The 17998-nt window shown below is 64.1% G+C and carries 15 protein-coding genes and 1 pseudogene; 10 read left to right on the forward strand and 6 right to left on the reverse strand.

The features are described from left to right. Positions 1 to 4: 4 nt before the first annotated feature. On the forward strand, positions 5 to 2416 hold the full coding sequence (locus tag JQ553_RS24610; protein WP_212502611.1) for a DUF2235 domain-containing protein: 2412 nt from the start codon (positions 5 to 7) through the stop codon (positions 2414 to 2416). A 41-nt stretch (positions 2417 to 2457) separates the two neighbouring features. Here the strand turns inward: JQ553_RS24610 and JQ553_RS24615 are convergent, their stop codons facing one another. The 4 genes and pseudogenes from JQ553_RS24615 to JQ553_RS24630 form a co-directional block, all read right to left on the reverse strand. After that, on the reverse strand, positions 2458 to 3630 hold the full coding sequence (locus tag JQ553_RS24615) for a M20 aminoacylase family protein (RefSeq protein WP_212502612.1): 1173 nt from the start codon (positions 3628 to 3630) through the stop codon (positions 2458 to 2460). 97 nt (positions 3631 to 3727) lie between these two features. Further along, positions 3728 to 5035, reverse strand: a complete 1308-nt coding sequence (gene purB / locus JQ553_RS24620; protein WP_212502613.1) for an adenylosuccinate lyase — start codon at positions 5033 to 5035, stop codon at positions 3728 to 3730. 163 nt (positions 5036 to 5198) lie between these two features. Continuing rightward, positions 5199 to 5849: pseudogene (locus tag JQ553_RS24625) on the reverse strand (response regulator). 5 nt (positions 5850 to 5854) lie between these two features. Continuing rightward, on the reverse strand, positions 5855 to 7219 hold the full coding sequence (locus tag JQ553_RS24630) for a sensor histidine kinase (protein WP_212502614.1): 1365 nt from the start codon (positions 7217 to 7219) through the stop codon (positions 5855 to 5857). 181 nt (positions 7220 to 7400) lie between these two features. Here JQ553_RS24630 and JQ553_RS24635 point away from each other — a divergent pair, with 181 nt between their 5' ends. The 7 genes from JQ553_RS24635 (at position 7401) to JQ553_RS24660 (ending at position 12718) form a co-directional block, all read left to right on the forward strand. After that, complete coding sequence (locus JQ553_RS24635; protein ID WP_212502615.1) at positions 7401 to 8162, forward strand: MotA/TolQ/ExbB proton channel family protein; 762 nt, start codon at positions 7401 to 7403, stop codon at positions 8160 to 8162. Continuing rightward, the gene (locus JQ553_RS24640) at positions 8152 to 8823 is read left to right on the forward strand and encodes a hypothetical protein (protein WP_212502616.1); all 672 of its coding nucleotides are present in this window, start codon (positions 8152 to 8154) and stop codon (positions 8821 to 8823) included. The genes JQ553_RS24635 and JQ553_RS24640 overlap by 11 nt, the downstream gene beginning before the upstream one ends. Beyond that, on the forward strand, positions 8816 to 9424 hold the full coding sequence (locus JQ553_RS24645) for a hypothetical protein (protein ID WP_212502617.1): 609 nt from the start codon (positions 8816 to 8818) through the stop codon (positions 9422 to 9424). The genes JQ553_RS24640 and JQ553_RS24645 overlap by 8 nt, the downstream gene beginning before the upstream one ends. Before the next feature lie 197 nt (positions 9425 to 9621). Continuing rightward, complete coding sequence (locus JQ553_RS34970; RefSeq protein ID WP_283817285.1) at positions 9622 to 9756, forward strand: hypothetical protein; 135 nt, start codon at positions 9622 to 9624, stop codon at positions 9754 to 9756. After that, positions 9753 to 10349 carry a TetR family transcriptional regulator gene (locus JQ553_RS24650; RefSeq protein WP_212502618.1) on the forward strand — a complete coding sequence of 199 codons (597 nt, stop codon included), beginning with the start codon at positions 9753 to 9755 and terminating at the stop codon, positions 10347 to 10349. Before JQ553_RS34970 ends, JQ553_RS24650 begins: the two co-directional genes overlap by 4 nt. A gap of 149 nt (positions 10350 to 10498) precedes the next feature. Continuing rightward, a complete protein-coding gene (locus JQ553_RS24655; protein ID WP_212502704.1) occupies positions 10499 to 11239 on the forward strand; it encodes a metallophosphoesterase in 741 nt (246 codons plus the stop codon). Positions 11240 to 11242: 3 nt separating this feature from the next. Further along, positions 11243 to 12718 (forward strand): bifunctional serine/threonine-protein kinase/universal stress protein, encoded by a 1476-nt coding sequence (locus JQ553_RS24660; protein WP_212502619.1) that lies wholly within the window; start codon positions 11243 to 11245, stop codon positions 12716 to 12718. 342 nt (positions 12719 to 13060) lie between these two features. Here JQ553_RS24660 and rpe read toward each other — a convergent pair whose 3' ends face one another. Further along, positions 13061 to 13762 carry a ribulose-phosphate 3-epimerase gene (gene rpe / locus JQ553_RS24665; RefSeq protein WP_212502620.1) on the reverse strand — a complete coding sequence of 234 codons (702 nt, stop codon included), beginning with the start codon at positions 13760 to 13762 and terminating at the stop codon, positions 13061 to 13063. A gap of 241 nt (positions 13763 to 14003) precedes the next feature. Here rpe and JQ553_RS24670 point away from each other — a divergent pair, with 241 nt between their 5' ends. Together JQ553_RS24670 and JQ553_RS24675 are read left to right on the forward strand one after the other, a co-directional pair. Then, complete coding sequence (locus JQ553_RS24670; protein ID WP_212502621.1) at positions 14004 to 14789, forward strand: EF-hand domain-containing protein; 786 nt, start codon at positions 14004 to 14006, stop codon at positions 14787 to 14789. 288 nt (positions 14790 to 15077) lie between these two features. Beyond that, positions 15078 to 16958 carry a peroxidase family protein gene (locus JQ553_RS24675; protein WP_212502622.1) on the forward strand — a complete coding sequence of 627 codons (1881 nt, stop codon included), beginning with the start codon at positions 15078 to 15080 and terminating at the stop codon, positions 16956 to 16958. Between the two features lie 16 nt (positions 16959 to 16974). On the opposite strand, the gene JQ553_RS24680 is transcribed toward JQ553_RS24675, so the two are convergent. Further along, a complete protein-coding gene (locus JQ553_RS24680; RefSeq protein ID WP_212502623.1) occupies positions 16975 to 17979 on the reverse strand; it encodes a P1 family peptidase in 1005 nt (334 codons plus the stop codon). Between the last annotated feature and the right edge of the window lie 19 nt (positions 17980 to 17998).

Raw genomic sequence — 17998 nt, forward strand, 5'->3', positions numbered from 1 at the left:
ATTCATGCCAAAGAACATTGTCCTCCTATCCGACGGAACAGGAAATAGTGCGGCGAAGGTCTTGAAGACCAACGTCTGGCGGCTGTTCCAGGTCCTCGATTTGCGCGACCCGACCAGCCAGATCGCCTTCTATGACGACGGAGTGGGGACGTCGTCATTCAAGCTGTTCGCGGCGCTCGGCGGCATCTTCGGCTTCGGGCTGAAGCGCAACGTGATTGCGATCTACTCTTTCTGCTGCCGCAACTACCAGCCCGGCGATCAGATTTATTGCTTCGGCTTCAGCCGCGGCGCCTTCACCATCCGCATCGTGGCCGGAATGATCGCCTCGCAGGGGATCGTCTCCTATAACAACAATGAAGCAGACCTTGCCCGTTTCGCGGCTGACGCCTATCGCGCTTACCGGCGGCGCTTCACCGGTGGAGTTCTCAAGGCGCTCGGCCAGGCTGGCATCGATCTGCGGAGTGTGCGGGATGCGGCGATCCGCGCCTGGCGCCGGATGTGGCATCAGCCCGAAGCGGCGCCGCCGGCGACGCAGGTCGAGAGCGTTCGATTTGTCGGGATCTGGGATACGGTAGATGCCTATGGCGGGCCGATCCAGGAGATGACGCGCGCCATCGACTACTGGGTTTGGCCGCTCTCAATGCCCGATCACTTCATGAGCGCCAAGATCCATCGCGCCTGCCATGCGCTGGCGCTGGAGGACGAGCGCGACGCCTTTCATCCCGTAATCTGGGACGAGCGCTACGTCCGCAGCACCGATGTCATCCCGGGCAACCCAAAAAGCTCGTGGCTATTCGACGTCAACCACGACCCTCGGGACGAGGCGACAAGACTGGCCGATCCGTTGCCGCCCTTCCGCACCGATCTGCCGCTGGCCGATCGCGAACGCATCAGTCAGGTCTGGTTCACCGGGGTCCACGCCGACATTGGCGGCGGATACCCGCAGAATGGCCTGTCCTACGTCACGCTGGACTGGATGCTGGACCGCGCGAAGGCCTACGGTCTGCGCTATCTCGACCGCCAGCGTGAGATATTGGTCGATCCGCAAATCGACCCAACAGACAAGCTGAACGACTCGCGCAAGGGACTTGCCGGCTATTATCGTTACAAGCCGCGCAACGTGCTCGATATCTACCGTGAGCCGTCCTATAAACTGTCGGTGCGCGACGATGCGCGTCGCATCTGGCGGCTGTTGCGTCATTTACCGGACCCGCAAACCGAAATTCTCAGCGATCTGCATCCGAGCATGCCGCGGCCGGTATTGCCGGTGCCCGATCCAACAATCCATCACTCGGTTTTTCAACGCATTGTCGATGGCACTGATCGATATGCTCCGGTGGTCCTCCCGGCGCAGTACAGGTACCTCGATGACGCGGGCACGACGGTCGACGGGGCCTATCAGCCGCCCGACCAGGGCGAAATGCGGTCGCATGTCCAGGACGATGTCTGGAATTGGGTCTGGCTGCGACGTGTCGTCTATTTCCTGACGGTGTTCGCCACCACCTTCGTCGCCTTCATTCCCTATTTCGTCATCTACGCCCCGGGCTTCGGGCTAAAGTCGGTCGGCGGCTTCGTCAATCCGATCGTCGACGCTGGCGCGTCGTTCCTGCCGGGATTCCTCAATCCGTGGTTCATCGCCTTCCGCAGCGGGCCGGGATTTGTGTTGATCGGCGTCGTTGCGATCTTCCTGCTGATGTATTTCGGCAGCAAGCTCCAGCAGAAAGTCCGCGATGTCGCGCGCATCGCGTGGCACTCGCCGCAGGATTATCCGGCACTGACCGGCTGGCGTGCCTCTGTCTACTGGTTGCGCCGACGCGGCGAGTACAGGGCGGCGTTCTACGTTTTGACGCATTGGATTCTGCCGACGCTGATCATGTGGTGGTTGTTCTGGTGGCTCCTGTTTGGCGCTGCCAACACCCTGGGCCTGGTGTGCCGGGGAACGGGCGGCATTCCCGTCGAGGGAACGAGTGTTGCGCGTGCGACGATGCAGACCGCAATGGCCTGCAATGCGACTGGCCTGGGCGTCGCGCAGGGCGAGACCTACCGCATTACGCTAAGGATCGGAGAGGCGTGGAAAGACGGCGCGACCGCGACCGGTCCCAACGGCTTTGACAATGGGCGCGCGTCTCTGGTTCAGCTTCTGGGATGGCCGTACAAGCGGCTGATCTGGTCGAACTGGTTCGCGACCATTCTCCGGGTCGGCGGCCCCGGCCTCGAGGAGCATCTGCTGCGGCTTGAAGAGAAGGACGGCGCGTGGACGACGACCTTCGTTCCGCGGGCCAACGGCGAGGTGTTTCTCTACGTCAATGACACCGTGCTCAGCCTGCCGTGGATCTATGACTACTTTTACCGGTCGAACAATCAAGGCACGGCTGACGTGACGATCGAGAAGCTCCCGACGCCACCCGAAACCTGACGCTGGCGGCCGGATCGTCAGCGAGCAAGCCGTGCCGGTCCCTATCCCGCCGGCATCGTCTTCTCGACCAGGCGCACCCAGTATGACGCGCCATGGCCAAGGATGTTGTCGTTGAAGATGTAGGCCGGGTGGTGGCATTCGTTGCCGTCGCCCATGCCGAGGAACACGAACGCGCCGGGGCGCGCCTCCAGCATGAAGGCGAAGTCCTCGGCGCCCATCAGCGGCACCGCGCGCTCATCGACGCGGTCGGCGCCGACCACGTCGCGCGCCACCTCGGCGGCGACGCCGGCCTCGCGCGCATGATTTATCGTCACTGGATACATGCGCGTATAGTTGGTCTCGGCGGATCCACCATAGGCGCGGGCGACGCTGTCGGCCACTTCTCCTATTCGGCGCTCGACGAGGTCGCGGATATCAGGATCGAGCGTGCGCACCGTTCCTGCGAGTCTGGCGGTTTCCGGGATGATGTTGAATGCCGTGCCGGCGTTGAACATCGTGATCGAGATGACGGCCGATTTGAGCGGGTCGACATTGCGCGCGACGATCGACTGCAGCGCGTTGACGATCTGCGAGCCGATCAGGACGCTGTCGACCGCGCGATGCGGGCCGGCGCCGGCATGGCCGCCCTTGCCGTGGACCGTGATCTCGATCGAATCTGAGGATGCGAGCATTGCTCCCGGCGTGGTGGCGAAATGGCCTTCGGGCAGGCCCGGCATGTTGTGCAGGCCGTAGACTTCCTGGATGCCCCAGCGCGTCATCAGGCCGTCGTCGACCATCGCCTTGCCGCCGGCGCCGCCTTCCTCGGCCGGCTGGAAGATGACGACGGCCGTGCCGTCGAAATTGCGGGTCTCGGCAAGATATTTCGCGGCCCCCAGCAGCATGGCGGTGTGTCCGTCATGGCCGCAGGCGTGCATCTTGCCGGCGACCTTCGAGGCGTAGGCCACGCCCGAGGTCTCCTCGATCGGCAACGCGTCCATATCGGCGCGCAAGCCGATGGTCTTGCCCGATGTGCTCTTGCGGCCGCGGATCACGCCGACCACACCGGTGCGTCCGATGCCGGTCACTACCTCGTCGCAGCCGAATTCGCGCAGGCGATCCGCGACGATGCCGGCGGTGCGATGCACCTCGTAGAGCAGCTCCGGATTCTCGTGGAAGTCATGGCGCCAGGCGGCCATTTCGTCCGAGAGTGCGGCGATGCGGTTGACGATGGGCATGGGAGTGTCCGTTCCTTATGGCGAATTGTAGGGTTGATCAGCGTAGCTTGACCCGCCGCATTGTCACCGGAAAAGGCGGGTTACGCCGCTATGATGCTCACGTTTCTCCGAACACTCGCTTGAAGATCGTATCGACGTGCTTGAGGTGATAGCCGAGGTCGAACTGCTCCTCGATCTCGGCGTCGGTCATGTATTTCTTCACGTCGGCGTCCTGCTTCAGCAGCGTCTGGAAGTCGCCTTCGCCGCGCCAGACCGGCATCGCGTTGCGCTGCACGAATTTGTAGGCGTCCTCGCGGCTGGCGCCCTTCTGGGTCAGCGCGATCAGCAGGCGCTGCGAATGCACGAGACCGCCGAGGCGGTCGAGGTTCTTCTGCATGTTCTCCGGGTAGACCAGCAGCTTCTCGATCAGGCCGGCGAGGCGGACCAGCGCGAAGTCGAGCGTCACGGTGGCGTCGGGGCCGATCATGCGCTCGGCCGAGGAGTGCGAGATGTCGCGCTCGTGCCAGAGCACGATATTCTCCATCGCCGGCAGCGCGTAGGCGCGCACCATGCGCGACAGGCCGGAGAGGTTTTCCGACAGCACCGGGTTGCGCTTGTGCGGCATCGCGGAGGAGCCCTTCTGGCCCTCCGAGAAGTACTCCTCGGCCTCCAGCACCTCGGTGCGCTGCAAATGACGGATCTCGACCGCGAGCCGCTCGACCGAGGAGGCGATCACGCCGAGGGTGGCAAAATACATCGCGTGGCGATCGCGCGGGATCACTTGCGTGGAGATCGGCTCCGGCCTCAGTCCCATCGCCTTGGCGACATGTTCTTCGACTCGCGGGTCGATCTGGGCGAAGGTGCCGACCGCGCCCGAGATCGCGCAGGTCGAGATTTCGTCGCGCGCGGCGACCAGGCGCTCGCGGGCGCGGCTGAATTCGGCATAGGCATAGGCGAGCTTGAGACCGAAGGTGACGGGTTCGGCATGGATGCCGTGGGAGCGACCGATGGTCGGCGTCATCTTGTACTCGAAGGCCCGCGTCTTCAGCGCCGCCAGCACACGATCGAGATCGGCAAGCAAGAGGTCGGCGGCGCGCTTCAGCTGCACGTTGAGGCAGGTGTCGAGCACATCAGATGACGTCATGCCCTGGTGCACGAACCGTGCCTCGGGACCGACGATTTCGGCCAAATGGGTGAGGAATGCGATCACGTCATGCTTGGTCTCGCGCTCGATCTCGTCGATCCGCGCGACGTCGAAGGTCGCATCCTTGGCCTTGGCCCAGATCGTCCTCGCGGCGTCCTCGGGGATCACGCCGAGTTCGGCCAGCGCGTCGGCGGCATGTGCCTCGATCTCGAACCAGATCTTGAAGCGCGTCTGCGGCTCCCAGATCGAGGCCATTTCCGGGCGGGTATAGCGGGGGATCATCGAAAACTCCGGACGGGCAGGGCGGGGCGCCAAGCGCACCCCGGCTGATTTGTTTTTACGCCGCGCTTTAGCAAATCGAGCCGAGGCAGGCCACCCAAACGGGGCCATGGAAGAGGGAAACAGGCGCCTTTTCAACGGCCAGCAGTCCGGTTCGCGGTAGCGGCTACAGATTGGCCAGCCCGCACTCGACGGCCAGGCGGACCAGCTGTGCGTCCGTCCGCAAGCCGGTCTTGGCCTTGATCAGGTAGTGGTAGTTCTGGACGGTTTTGGTGCTGAGGTTGAGGCTGGTAGCGATCTGCTCCTTGGTCGCGCCGGCCGCGAGTTGGCGCAGGATCTCGATCTCGCGTTCACCCAGCTGGTCGAGCGCCGATTTGCTCGGAGCCAGGCTCTCCAACGCCAGCACGCGGGCGATGTCGTCGCTCATGGCGTGTTCGCCGCGTGCTACCGAGCGGATTGCCTGGATCAGCGCGGTGGGTTCGCTGCCCTTGGTGACGTAGCCGCCGGCGCCGGCGCCGAACGCCGCCTTCACCAGCGCCGCCTCGCTGTGCATGCTGAATACCAGGATGCGGGCATCGGCGCTGCGCGCGCGGATGTTCCTGATCGCCTCCAGGCCGCTCGCGCCCGGCATCGAGATGTCCATCACCACGACGTCGGGGCTGTGCATCTTGAAGGCGCGCTAGGCGTTGGTGGCGTTATCGGCCTCGGCGACCACCCGGAAATCATCCTGGTGCTCCAGCACGCGCCGGTAGCCCTGGCGGACGACGGGATGGTCGTCGACCAGCAGGATCGAGATGCCTCTCGCCTGCGCGGTCATCCGAGTCAGGCGGCGAGCGGGATCGTCGCAGCGACGCTGAGGCCACGTCGCGCGGGCACGATCGACAGCGAGCCGCCCAGCGCCGCCACACGCTCGCTCACCCCGGTCAGGCCAAAGCCGGCGGACTGCGCCACCTTGGCCGCATCGCCGCCGGCATCATCCTCGACATGGACCAGCAGCGAGTTTTCCGGTCCAGACCGACGCTCGATCCGCAGCACGATCTCGCGCGCGGCGCTATGGCGCAGCGCGTTTGTCAGGCATTCCTGCGCAACGCGGTAGGCCGTGGCGGCGACCGTTCCACGCACGTCGGCAAGATCGCCCTGCAGGTCGAGCTGGATCATCGGCTGGGTCGCCGCTTGCGACCGCCAGCTGTCCACGAGGTCGACCAGGCTTGCCTCGAGCCCGAGTTCCTCGGCCGGCGGATGGCGCAGTCGGTTCAGCGTATCGCGCAGGCAGGCGATGATGCGGCGCGTCGCCTGCGAAATCATCCGCGCGTCCTGCGCGACCTCGCCTTTTTTGCCCGTGCTCGTGGTCTCGATCGTGTTGGCGAAGGCGAGGATCGCCGTGAGGTTCTGGCCGAACTCGTCGTGCAATTCGCGGGCGAGCGCGCGCCGCTCGTCGTTGCGGATTTCCAGCAGGCGGCGGGTCAACACGGTGCGCTCTTCCTCGGCCTGCGCAAGGCGGTCGCCGAGATCGCCTACGGCTTGCCCGATCATGGCAAGTTCCATCGACCGGAAGCGCGGCAATAATGTCCGATACTGGCCGCGCGCCATGCGCTGTAGCGCCGAGACGATCTGCTGCGCCGGCGCCAGCGTATGCGCGATCGCAAGCGAGGCGAGGAGCGCGATCGCCACCGCCATCAGCAAAGCGACGTGGATGTTGTCCAGGATGTGCTGCCAGGCCAGTGCGATCGCCGCGTCCGGATCGAGAGTGGCCACGACGGCTCCCGCTGACGCCGTGCGGGCGCTGATCGGCCGCGACACCGCCGCATGGTTGCCAAGGAGGGTCTGCACCGCAGTTGCGAACCAGGCCGGCGGCGTCTTGCCGATGCCCTTGCTCTGGCCGCAGAGGGGTTTCTCGAACGCGCCCCTGGGTTCGAACTGGACGCAGATTCCCGGTGAAATCAGGCCCATTGTCCCGATCGTCCGCCATTCAGGCGTCGGCAGAAGTTGTTCGCGCATCCGGTTGGAACGCAACAGCAATTCACGCCAGTACAGTGCTTCCAAAGCGAGCGAGACCCGTTCGGCGGAGGCGGCTGTGGCGCGGTCGACGCTGCGATAGGCCTCGATCGTGGCCCAGACCGTCGCCGCACCCAGGCACAGCGCGACGATGACGAGCAGGCGGGCGACCAGTTGGAGCACGAGGCGCATGCGATGACTCCACAGCTTGTGGCTCAAGCGTAACAGCAGCCCTGTTCCCGGCCAATTGCAAGCTGATATGCAGGTCGGGAAATTTGCCCAACGAAGTTCGGGCAGATGCCTTTGGACGACGCGCGCCGTCTCTGATCTAACGAGGTCCAGCCTTCGGACCAGCCGCAGGAGCTAATGAATCATGGGCGTCAGGACCGGCACCGCAACCACATCCGACGGCCCGGACAGCCGGGAGCGCAGCGTCCTGCTGCTCTGGATGATTTTCACCGGCCTTTCGATCTTCGCCGCCTTCCTGCTCTGGCGCTACGGGCTGATCCATCTCATGGTCAGCTCCGATCGCACCTACATTTCCAGCATCATTGCCGTTCTCTATATCGTCACCTGCGTCCACTGTTTCTGGCGGACGCGCGCCATCGCGCGCGAAGGCGAGGTCGCCAGGGGCTGCCGCGCCATCCTGGCGGCGCCAGATGGCGCCAGGGCGCTCGAAGCCGATGCTCGCGGCTTGCCGCGCGGGTTGGTCACGGATCACATTCGCAGCCTGGTGCAGAAGGCGAGGGCACAGGCCGCCGGCCGCATCGACCAGACGCTCTTGCTGCGCACGCTGGCCGACCGCCTGCGCGGCTCCAACGGCTTCGGCGCGTTCGTGTCTGATACGCTGATGAAACTCGGGCTGCTCGGCACCATCGTCGGCTTCATTATCATGCTGGCTCCGATCGCAACCCTCGATGCGGCCGACAAAGTCGCCATGAAATCTTCCATGGGCCTGATGAGCGATGGCATGGCGGTTGCCATGTACACGACGCTGGCCGGCCTGGTCGGATCGATCCTCGTCAGGATCCAGTATTACATGCTCGATGCCGCCACCCAGCGGGTGTTTTCCGATGCCGTCATGCTGACCGAGACGCATGTCACCCCGGCCCTGGAACGCCGCCATGCTGGATGAGTTCGGCCTCTATCCGCGAGAGGAGCAATTCGACCCGCTCGGCGTGATGTTGTTCAAGGCGCTACAGGTCATCGCCTTCCTGTTCTTCCTGGCGTTGCTCGCGGTGTCCCCCGACTCCAAGGAAGGCAAGATCGACTCCAAGGCCGAGTTCATCATCACGATGGACTGGCCCGACAACCACCCCGACGATCTCGACCTGTTCGTCCAGGACCCCGCCGGCAACATCGCCTGGTATCGGCATCGCGAGGCCGGTTTCCTGACGCTTGACCGCGACGATCGCGGCGGCGCCAATGACTTCATCGTGGTCAACGGCAAGAAGATCCCGTCACCGATCCGCGAGGAGATCGTCACGGTGCGCGGCATCGTGGCTGGCGAATACACCGTCAACGTCTCTCACTTCCAGGCGATGACCGGCGAACCCGTCTTAGCGAATGTGAAGGTGCAGAAGCTCAATCCGACCGCGCAGGTGATCTTTGACAACAAGCTGACCCTCAATCACACCGGCGACGAGAAGACCGCGGTTCGGTTTCGCCTCGATGCCGAGGGCCGGGTGATCAATGTAGATCAGCGGCCGAAATCGCTGCTGGAGACCTTCCGCAACGTCCGTTCCAACGGCGCCGATCTCGACCCGAAAACAAGGGTGAGGATACGCCGTGAGTAACCTGCAATGGGTCATCGTCACTCTGTCGATCGCCTACGCGGTGATCGGCGCGCTCCTGCTCATCGTGCTGGTCTATGCCCGCCTGCACTGGTCGCTGAAGGCGGCGGTCGTGATCGTGACCAGCGCTTTCTATGTCATCAGTTTCGGTGGAATGCGCGGGCTGCTCGGCTGGGCCACGACAGACAGGCTGCCCGCATCCTTCAAGCTGCTGCAGGCGCGGATCGTGGAGCCGCATTCGCTGGAGGGCGATCCCGGCTCGATCTACCTGTGGGTCGAGGAACTCGACCAGGACAACCGGCCAAGTGCGATACCCCGAGCCTTCCGTGTTCCCTACACCGACGCGCTGGCCGAGAAGACCCACACCGCGGAGAACGAGATCAAGGCCGGGCATCCGCAGGGTGGCCGTGCCGCGGATTTTGGCGGTGGTGACGGAACCATCATGGACCTCGTCAGGGAATACGTCACGCCGAAGACGATCCTGGAGACGAGTGGCGGGGATTCGACGACGGGCGAGTTCCGGCCCCCACCGGCGGCCGCTCAAGGGGTGGTCTTCACGCCATTACCGCCGCCCCGAATGCCGCCCAAGGATGAGGTGCAATAGGCGCCGGCAGGTCGAGTTCCCAATCCAAAGGCATCCGGGAGAAAATCAATCACAGAATATTGAATAACAGATATTGAAATCTGTCAGCGCGATGGTCTATAACTCAATTGACGCTGGGGCAGGGCGTCATGTGGCTTTGCCGGTGTTTGGCTGGCGGGCTGGCCGAACCAAGAAGACTACCTCTAAGGACTACCTCAATGACTATCGAAATCCTGCATTTGACCGCCCAGATTCAACAGTGGCTCAATCATCGTGTCGCCCGCCATTTGGCCGCCCAGGCCGCCAAATTCACCCGCGGGCAGGACAGCGATAACCAGACGGTGAAAGCATGAACGAGGCGGTGGTTTTGACACCCGAGCGGATCCTCGAAGCAACTGAGGACGTGTTGAGACGCTTCGGGCTCGCCAAGGCCACCGTTGTCGACGTTGCCCGAGCGCTGGATGTCAGCCATGGCAGCGTCTATCGGCATTTCCCGAGCAAGGCGTCGCTTCGTGACGCGGTGGCCAAGCGCTGGCTCGATCGCGCCAACGAGCCTTTGTGCAAGATCGCGCAGGCTTCCGGTCCAGCGCCGGAGCGGCTGGAGAAATGGCTGCGGAGCATGTTTGCGATCAAGCAGAAGAAGGTCTGCGACGATCCCGAGATGTTCGCGACCTATCTGGCGCTGGCGCAAGGGGCGCGCGAGGTGGTGAAGGCCTACAAGGACAAGCAGGTCGACCTGATCGCGAAGATCCTGGCTGACGGCGTGGGGCAGGGCACGTTTCAGATCGATGACGTCAAGGCGTCGGCACGCGCCGTGTTCGACGCGACTTGCCGCTACCATCACCCGGCTCATGCCGAGGAGTGGAGCGAGTCCGAGTGTCCGGTGCGGATCGACGCGCTGATCGGCCTGCTGCTCAAGGGGCTCGGGGCACCGCGCAAGCACTAGCTCGCGCCAATGGTCCATTAGAAGCGGTCCTAACCGCGTATCCGATTCACCCGCCCCATCGGGGAGAGGTTGTGCGCTACCCGATTGCGGGCCGGACGCTGCGCGTGTTTGATGTCGGCCAACGTCTGGTTCAACCGCTGCGGACCACAATGCGGCTCGCGCTTTTTTCCGATATTCACGCCAACCGGCAGGCCTTTTCTGCCTGCCTCGAGGCCGCGCGCGCGCGTGGCGCCGAACGGCTGATCTGCCTTGGCGATATCGTCGGCTATGGCGCTGATCCCGAATGGGCCGTCGATACCCTGATGGACCTGGTCGGCAAGGGCGCGATCGCGGTACGCGGCAACCACGACGATGCGATCGGCGCGCCGAGCGACGGCATGAATGCCGAAGCGCAGGCCGCCATCGACTGGACGCGAGGCCGCCTCAGCGCGGAGCAGCGGCGCTTCCTCGCCGAACTGCCGATCATGCGGCAGGAGGACGATCGGCTTTACGTGCATTCGGAGGCGTCCGACCCGGCAAATTGGCGCTACATTCGCGACACTTCCGATGCCGCGCGCAGCATGATGGCGACCGAGCTGCAGATCACGTTCTGCGGCCACATCCACCGCCCGGCGCTCTATTCGATGTCGTCGGCCGCCAAGATGACGAGTTTCGTTCCGACCCCCGGCATCAAGGTGCAACTGCTGACGGGTAGGCGCTGGCTCACGGTGCTTGGCTCGGTCGGCCAGCCACGCGACGGCGATCCCGCGGCATCATTTGCGATGTTGGATACGACGACCCGCGAGATCACCTACCTGCGCGTGCCCTACGATGTCGCGACCGCGGCGGCGCGGATCAGGGCGGGTGGCCTGCCGGGCTGGCTGGCCGATCGCCTGTTCCTTGGCAGGTGACGCGTGGCGAGCGGCGTGATGCAGCCCGGCGCGGAGATCGATGGCTTCACCATCGGCGAATGCGTCCATCGCGGCGGCATGGCGACGCTGTGGAGCGTCACCCATCCCGGCATCAAGGCGCCGCTGCTGATGAAGGTGCCGCTCACCTCCGAAGGCGAGGATCCGGCCGCGATCGTCAGTTTCGAGATGGAACAGATGATCATGCCGCGGCTGACGGGGCCGCATGTGCCGGCCTGCTTCGGCACCGGCGACTTCGAACGGCAGGCCTATGTCGTGATGGAGCGCATTCCCGGTCAGACGCTTTACAAACGCATCGGCGATCTGCCGATGCCGTATGACGAGGCGAGGGGCATTGCCGGCAGGATCGCCTCCGCGCTCGCGAGCCTGCACCGGCAGAACGTCATCCATCACGACATCAAGCCGAGCAGCATCATGTTCCGCCCGCACGGCGGAGCGGTGCTGATCGATTTCGGCCTGTCGCATCACAGTCAACTGCCCGACCTGCTGCAGGAAGAATTCCGGCTGCCTTACGGAACTGCGCCTTACATGGCGCCCGAACGCCTGCTCGGCGTGCGCGACGATCCGCGCAGCGACCTGTTCTCGCTCGGCGTGCTGCTCTATTTCTTCACGACAGGGGTGCGGCCATTCGGCGAAACCGAGAGCCTGCGCGGCATGCGTCGTCGGCTGTGGCGCGATCCCCATCCGCCGCGCAAGCTTAGGCGCGACTATCCGCCCTGGCTGCAGGAGATCGTGCTACGCTGCTTGGAGATCGAGCCGGCCGCGCGCTATCCCACGGCAGCTCAGCTCGCCTTCGACCTCGCTCATCCCGAGCTGGTCAAACTGACCGCGCCATCGCAGCGGCAGACGCGCGATTCCTTCGGCACGGTCTGGCGCCGGCGGTTCAATCGCGGCGCGATGCAGCCGCATGCCAAGTCCAACGTCGCGGCGCAGCTCGCATCGAGCCCGATCGTCGTAGTTGCGCTCGATATCGCCGAGGGCCCGGACGCACCGAATGAAGCTATTCGCGTCACCGCCGAGCGGGTGCTGTCGACATCACCATCGGCTCGGCTTGCCTGTCTCAACGTGTTGAAGCTGAACCGCGTGTCGATCGACCGGACGCTCGACGAGCAGGGCCAGAACAAGCATGTCGACCGCCTGGTCGCGCTCCAGCATTGGGCGCGGCCGTTCGGGCTCGACGAGAGCCGGCTGACCGTGCACGTGCTGGAGGCGATCGATCCCGCCGCGGCCATCCTGGAATTCGCCGCGGTCAATCATGTCGACCACATCATCATGGGCGCGCGACAGAGCTCGATGATGAGGTCGCTGCTCGGCAGCGTCTCCGGCAAGGTCGCATCGGAAGCGCCTTGCACCGTGACCGTGGTACGGCCATCCCGGTCAACAGCGCAAACGGACGGCAGCGACGGCACGCCGGATCACGCGGGCGATACGTCAGCAATCACACCGCCCGGATTGTTCTGATCAAGCTCTGCGTTCCGTTACGACCGCCGCAGATGAAAGAAAACGACGCGCGGTCTGGCGGATCGATCAGGCGTTGTCACATAGGCGCGCCGGGCAACAAAGGCTCCGTTGAGGCCAAGCCACATGGCTAGGCCGGTCCAGACAATGATCATTGTCATGATGCGCGCCTCCCTATGTTTGTTGAGAGGAGTGTGCATCCATTTGGATGAGTCTGTGAAGACCGGATGACTGCGATGCCAGCACGAATATTATGCATGTGGCATTGCGGCACCACGACGCGTGCCCCGCGCGCAGGCATCGGCGCGGCAAGATGGTTCGCGCAAAAAAAGCTCGAGCCCCGGTCTAGATGGCCTCTCCGCGGGCTTGTGCCGCCGCATTGCGGATCGCGGAGATGTTCGTCGTGTAGGCGTCCATGGTTCCGCCCTTGAACACCGCCGAGCCGGCGACGAACGCATTGGCGCCGGCGGCGGCGAGTTCGCCCGCAACCTCAGGCCCGACGCCGCCATCGACCTCGATGTCGATCGGCCGGCCCGCGGTCATCGCCCTGATATCGCTGATCTTGCCGAGCGCCGAGCGGATGAAGGCTTGACCGCCGAAGCCCGGGTTGACCGACATCACGAGCACGAGGTCGATCAGGTCGAGCACATACTCGATCGCGCTGGCAGGCGTTGCCGGATTGATGGAGACACCGGCCTTCTTGCCGAGCGCGCGGATTGCCTGCAGCGAGCGGTGCAGATGCGGCCCGGCCTCGGCATGCACCGTGATGTGGTCGCAGCCGGCCCTGGCGAAGGCTTCGAGATAGGGATCGCATGGCGCGATCATGAGATGGGCGTCGAAGACCTTCGTGGTGTGCGGGCGCATCGCCTTGATGACATCAGGACCGTAGGAAATGTTCGGCACGAAATGGCCGTCCATCACGTCGAGATGGATCCAGTCGGCGCCGGCCTGATCGACGGCGCGGACTTCCTCGCCGAGCCTGGAGAAATCCGACGCCAGGATCGACGGTGCGATAACAAGAGGACGCGGGGTGAAGGGCTGAGTCATATGCGCTCTTCCGGAACTTCGGGGGCGTACGGGCGAACCCGCCTAACATGCAGAGAGGTGGTGGGCAATGCGATAGGGATCGCTGGAGGAGGGGGAAAAATCTGCCGCTCGCGGCAGCTCTTGCCGGGATGCGGAACCCCGGGGATTGCGGAAAGCTCGATTTTACTCGGTTTTCTCCATGGCATGAGGATTGCTCAAGAGCGGCAGAGCCGCCGCATGCGGCGTTGTCGGAGTAACTGCCATGTTGTTTGCCCTTGGCGCCGCGTCGTCAGCCATCGACTTCCTGAAATCGCTGACGTCGCCGAAGTCAACGTCCACGCAGCCGGCCGGTCCGGGCCAGGGCGGCAGCAGCCCGTTCGGTATCTCGACCGAGCCATCAAGCCCGGCCGGCGGCGGCAGCGCTGGTGCTGGATCCGCCAGCGGCCTCGCGCAAATCGCGCCGGAAACCTTCAGTGCGCTGCTCGACGCGCAAGGCCAGTCACCGCAGGGCGGATCGACAGGCACGACGAGCCGCTCGGACGCGCTCAAGGACCTGTTCTCGCAAATCGACGGCAATGGCGACGGCAAGATCACGCAGTCGGAATTCGAGAATACGCTCGGCGCGGGTGGCACCAATATCGCGCAGGCCGACGACGTGTTCTCCAAGCTCGATGGCAATGGAGATGGCTCGGTCAACCTCGATGAAATGTCGCAGGCGCTGCAGGGCGGCAAGGGACATCATCACCACCATCACGTTGCCAGCAGTTCGACCGATGCGGCCGGTTCCGGCAGCTCCGACGCTTCGAGTTCCGATCCGTTGCTGCAGGCGCTGGACGGCGCATCGAGCACGTCAGTGACCAACAGCGACGGTTCGACAACGACCACGCTGACCTATGCCGATGGCTCCAAGGTGACAACGACGACGCCGGCCGCGCAGTCTGCGTCCAGCAACGCGACCTCGTCCTACAATTTCATCGAGCAGTTGATCCAGCGCCAGGCCCACGCCGTCTCCGCGCAGGCCTCCGCTTCGGTTGCGATCAGCGTGTAGGGAACGCGCGTACTGCGCTCGATCGCATCGGCCCCGGCCGTTGGGCTCGGGTCGAGCGTTCATGGGGCGAGCCAGAGTGACCGCAAGGTCGGTACGCCCGCCGCGCGGGAGCCCGTCATCACCCGCGCCTTGGCCAGCGTTGCGAGGTGCGGTGCCATTATTGTGCAACGGCGGCGCCGAATATCATCACTCAACGACCGCGGGGACGTCACAATAAATCATCAAAGCGTCATTTCCGGCGCGGCCAATGGAGCAGGACTGGGGCAGACACGCCAGAGGAGGGGAACCATGGCGCTGCAATTCCGCACCATCGACGGCTCCAACAACAATCGTGCAAATCCCACCTTGAACCAAGCCGACACCGACTTTGCTCGGGTGGCTCCGGCGAATTTCTCCGATGGATTCCACGCTATGACATCGGGGCGGAATCCGCGCGAGATCAGCAACATCGTGGTGGCGCAGGTGGAGACCGGAGAGGATGAGCCGCATTTGATGGATGACCGCGGCATCGCACTATCCGGCATGATGTATGCGTGGGGCCAGTTCATCGATCACGATCTGGATTTGCAAAAGCCGGGAACGACAATTGATATCTCGATCACAGTCCCGGCCGACGATCAGTTCCTGGTGCCCGGCAGCATCATTCCGCTGACACGGGTCGCCATCGATCCTGCGACCGGCATTGCCGGACATCCGGCAACTGCGATCAACACGGTTACGGGCTGGCTGGATGGATCACAGATATACGGATCTGACGCTGCCACGGCAGCGGGCCTGCGTACACCCGACGGTCATATGAAAATGTCGGCGGGGCGCAATCTTCCGGTCGTCAACACCGATCAGGGCGAAGCCTTTGCCGCTGGTGACGCGCGGGCACAGGAGAACCCCGATCTGACGGCCCTGCAGACGTTGTTTGTCCGCGAGCACAATTATCAGGTCGATCGACTGCACGAAGAACATCCACGCTGGAGTGGCGATAAATTGTACGAAACCGCGAAAGCCATTACCACGGCTGAGATGGTCAACATTACCTACAACGAGTTCCTGCCACACCTGTTGGGCAAGGACGCCATCAAGCCGTACCACGGCTATGATCCCACGGTGGATGCGCGGATCACGGAAGAGTTTGCAGGCGCGGCGTTTCGTTTTGGTCACTCCATCGTCTCCGACGAGATCAGCGCCACCAGCAATCTGGGTGCCTTCACGTCGGAGCAGACGTTGGCAGAATCGTTCTTTGAGGATCCAGCGACTTTCAAGGCTACGGGTGCAGATGGCTTGCTTCGGCATCTATCGGGAGATTTGGCGAATCTGCTGGACGCCCATCTTGTCGATGGCCTGCGAAACTTCCTGGTCGATCCTCCGGACGCTCTGGATCTGGCGGCGATCAACATCCAGCGCGGCCACGATCTTGGGTTGGGTACGCTGAACCAGACCCGGGAGGCGCTGGGACTGGAGCCGTACACCGACTTCGATCAGCTAAGCTCTAACCCGGCGACGGCAGCGGCATTCGAGCAGGCCTATGGTTCAATCGATGCCGTCGATTTATGGGCTGGTGGATTGGCGGAGGATCATGCTCCGGGAAGCATCATCGGCTCCACATTTGGCAAGATCATCGGCGATCAGTTTTCCGCTCTGCGCGACGGCGATCGATACTATTTCGAGAACCAGAAGTTCGACCAGCAAACCCTGAAAGAGATCAAGAGCACCACGTTGTCGGACTTGATCCTGCGCGACACAGACACCACGGCGATCCAGAGTGATGCTTTCGTCGCCACGGAACGGCATAGTGGCGCGTTGGGGCGAGTTGACCCGACCGGACAAGAGGCGGCCGACGGCATGGCGCAGCTTGTGGTCGGATCCGCGGGCAAGGATACCCTGATCGGTGGAGATTTGGATGACACGTTGGTGGCCGCGCGCGGCCACATGACCATGACAGGCCATGCTGGTGCCGACACCTTTGTGTTCGACCTTGGTCACCTCAAGGGCAGACACAACACCGCGGTCATCACTGACTTCGATCCGAAAGCGGACAAGCTGCAATTCTTGAACGGCGCCCCCGTTGGGACCTCATCCGATCATCACGGCGGAACGCTGCTGCATGTCGGCATTGAAACCATCGACTTGCTCGGCGTAAAGCCGAGCGAACTCCACGATCGCGACTGGGCGTAAGCCCATCGCGGTTGTGCTACACGTCCTGACCGAACCGGTCTTTCCAGCTCGGCAGCGCGCCGGGGAAGGGCAGTGTAGTTGCCTCATAGACGCCGCGCGCGATCGCGCGGGCAACGACGTTGGCCGCGACCATGCCCAGACCTGTCAGCCCGAACAGCGGATCGATCGGCTTCGCTCCCGTGGCCGCGGCAAACACCACGTCGCCGTCGAGCGGGGAGTGCACCGGATAGATCGCGCGGGCCATGCCGGTCTGCGCGATCATTGCCAACCGCCGCGCCTGCGGCTTTGTGAGCTGGGCGTCGGTCACGACGGCAACGAGCGTGGTGTTCTCCGCCGGCGTCGCCTCGGAGCCGCCTTTCACGCGCATCCTGAGCATGTCGGGCGTGAACGATTGCGGCAGACCGCGACGGCCGAATTCGCCGTCAACCTCGAAGGGTGCCGCCCAGAACCAGCGGCCGTCGCCGATCGTGACGCTCCCGATTGCGTTGACGACCGCGAGCGCCGCCACGATCACGCCGTCACCGGTCGCGGCCGAGGCCGAACCGAGGCCGCCCTTGAGCGTTGCGGTCGTCGCGCCCATGCCGGCGCCGACGCTGCCGAGGCGGAAGTCGGCGCCGGCGGCGTTGGCCGCCGCGTAACCGAGGTCGCGATAGGGCGGAAAGCGGCCCCACGCCTTGTTGCCGCCGTTGCTCAGATCGAAGCAGATCGCGCCGGGGACGATCGGGATCACCGCGTCGCGGATGCGAAAGCCGCGACCGCGCTCGGCGAGCCAGGCCTGCACGCCGCCGGCGGCATCGAGCCCGTGCGCGGAGCCGCCTGACAGCGCGATGCCGTCGATTGCCTCGACCACGTTCTGCGGTTCGAGAAGAGCATCCTCGCGGGTCCCCGGGCCGCCGCCGCGCACATCGATCGATGCGACCGCCGGCTTGTCGAAGATGATGGCCGTGACGCCCGAGGCGAGCTGTGGGTCGTCGGCGTGGCCGACGCTGACGCCGGCGATGTCGGTGAGCAGGTTCTTCACGATGCGCTCCGCTGGCCCT

Origin of the sequence: Bradyrhizobium lablabi (genome assembly GCF_018131005.1) — a bacterium.
Taxonomy (GTDB): Bacteria; Pseudomonadota; Alphaproteobacteria; order Rhizobiales; family Xanthobacteraceae; genus Bradyrhizobium; species Bradyrhizobium lablabi_D.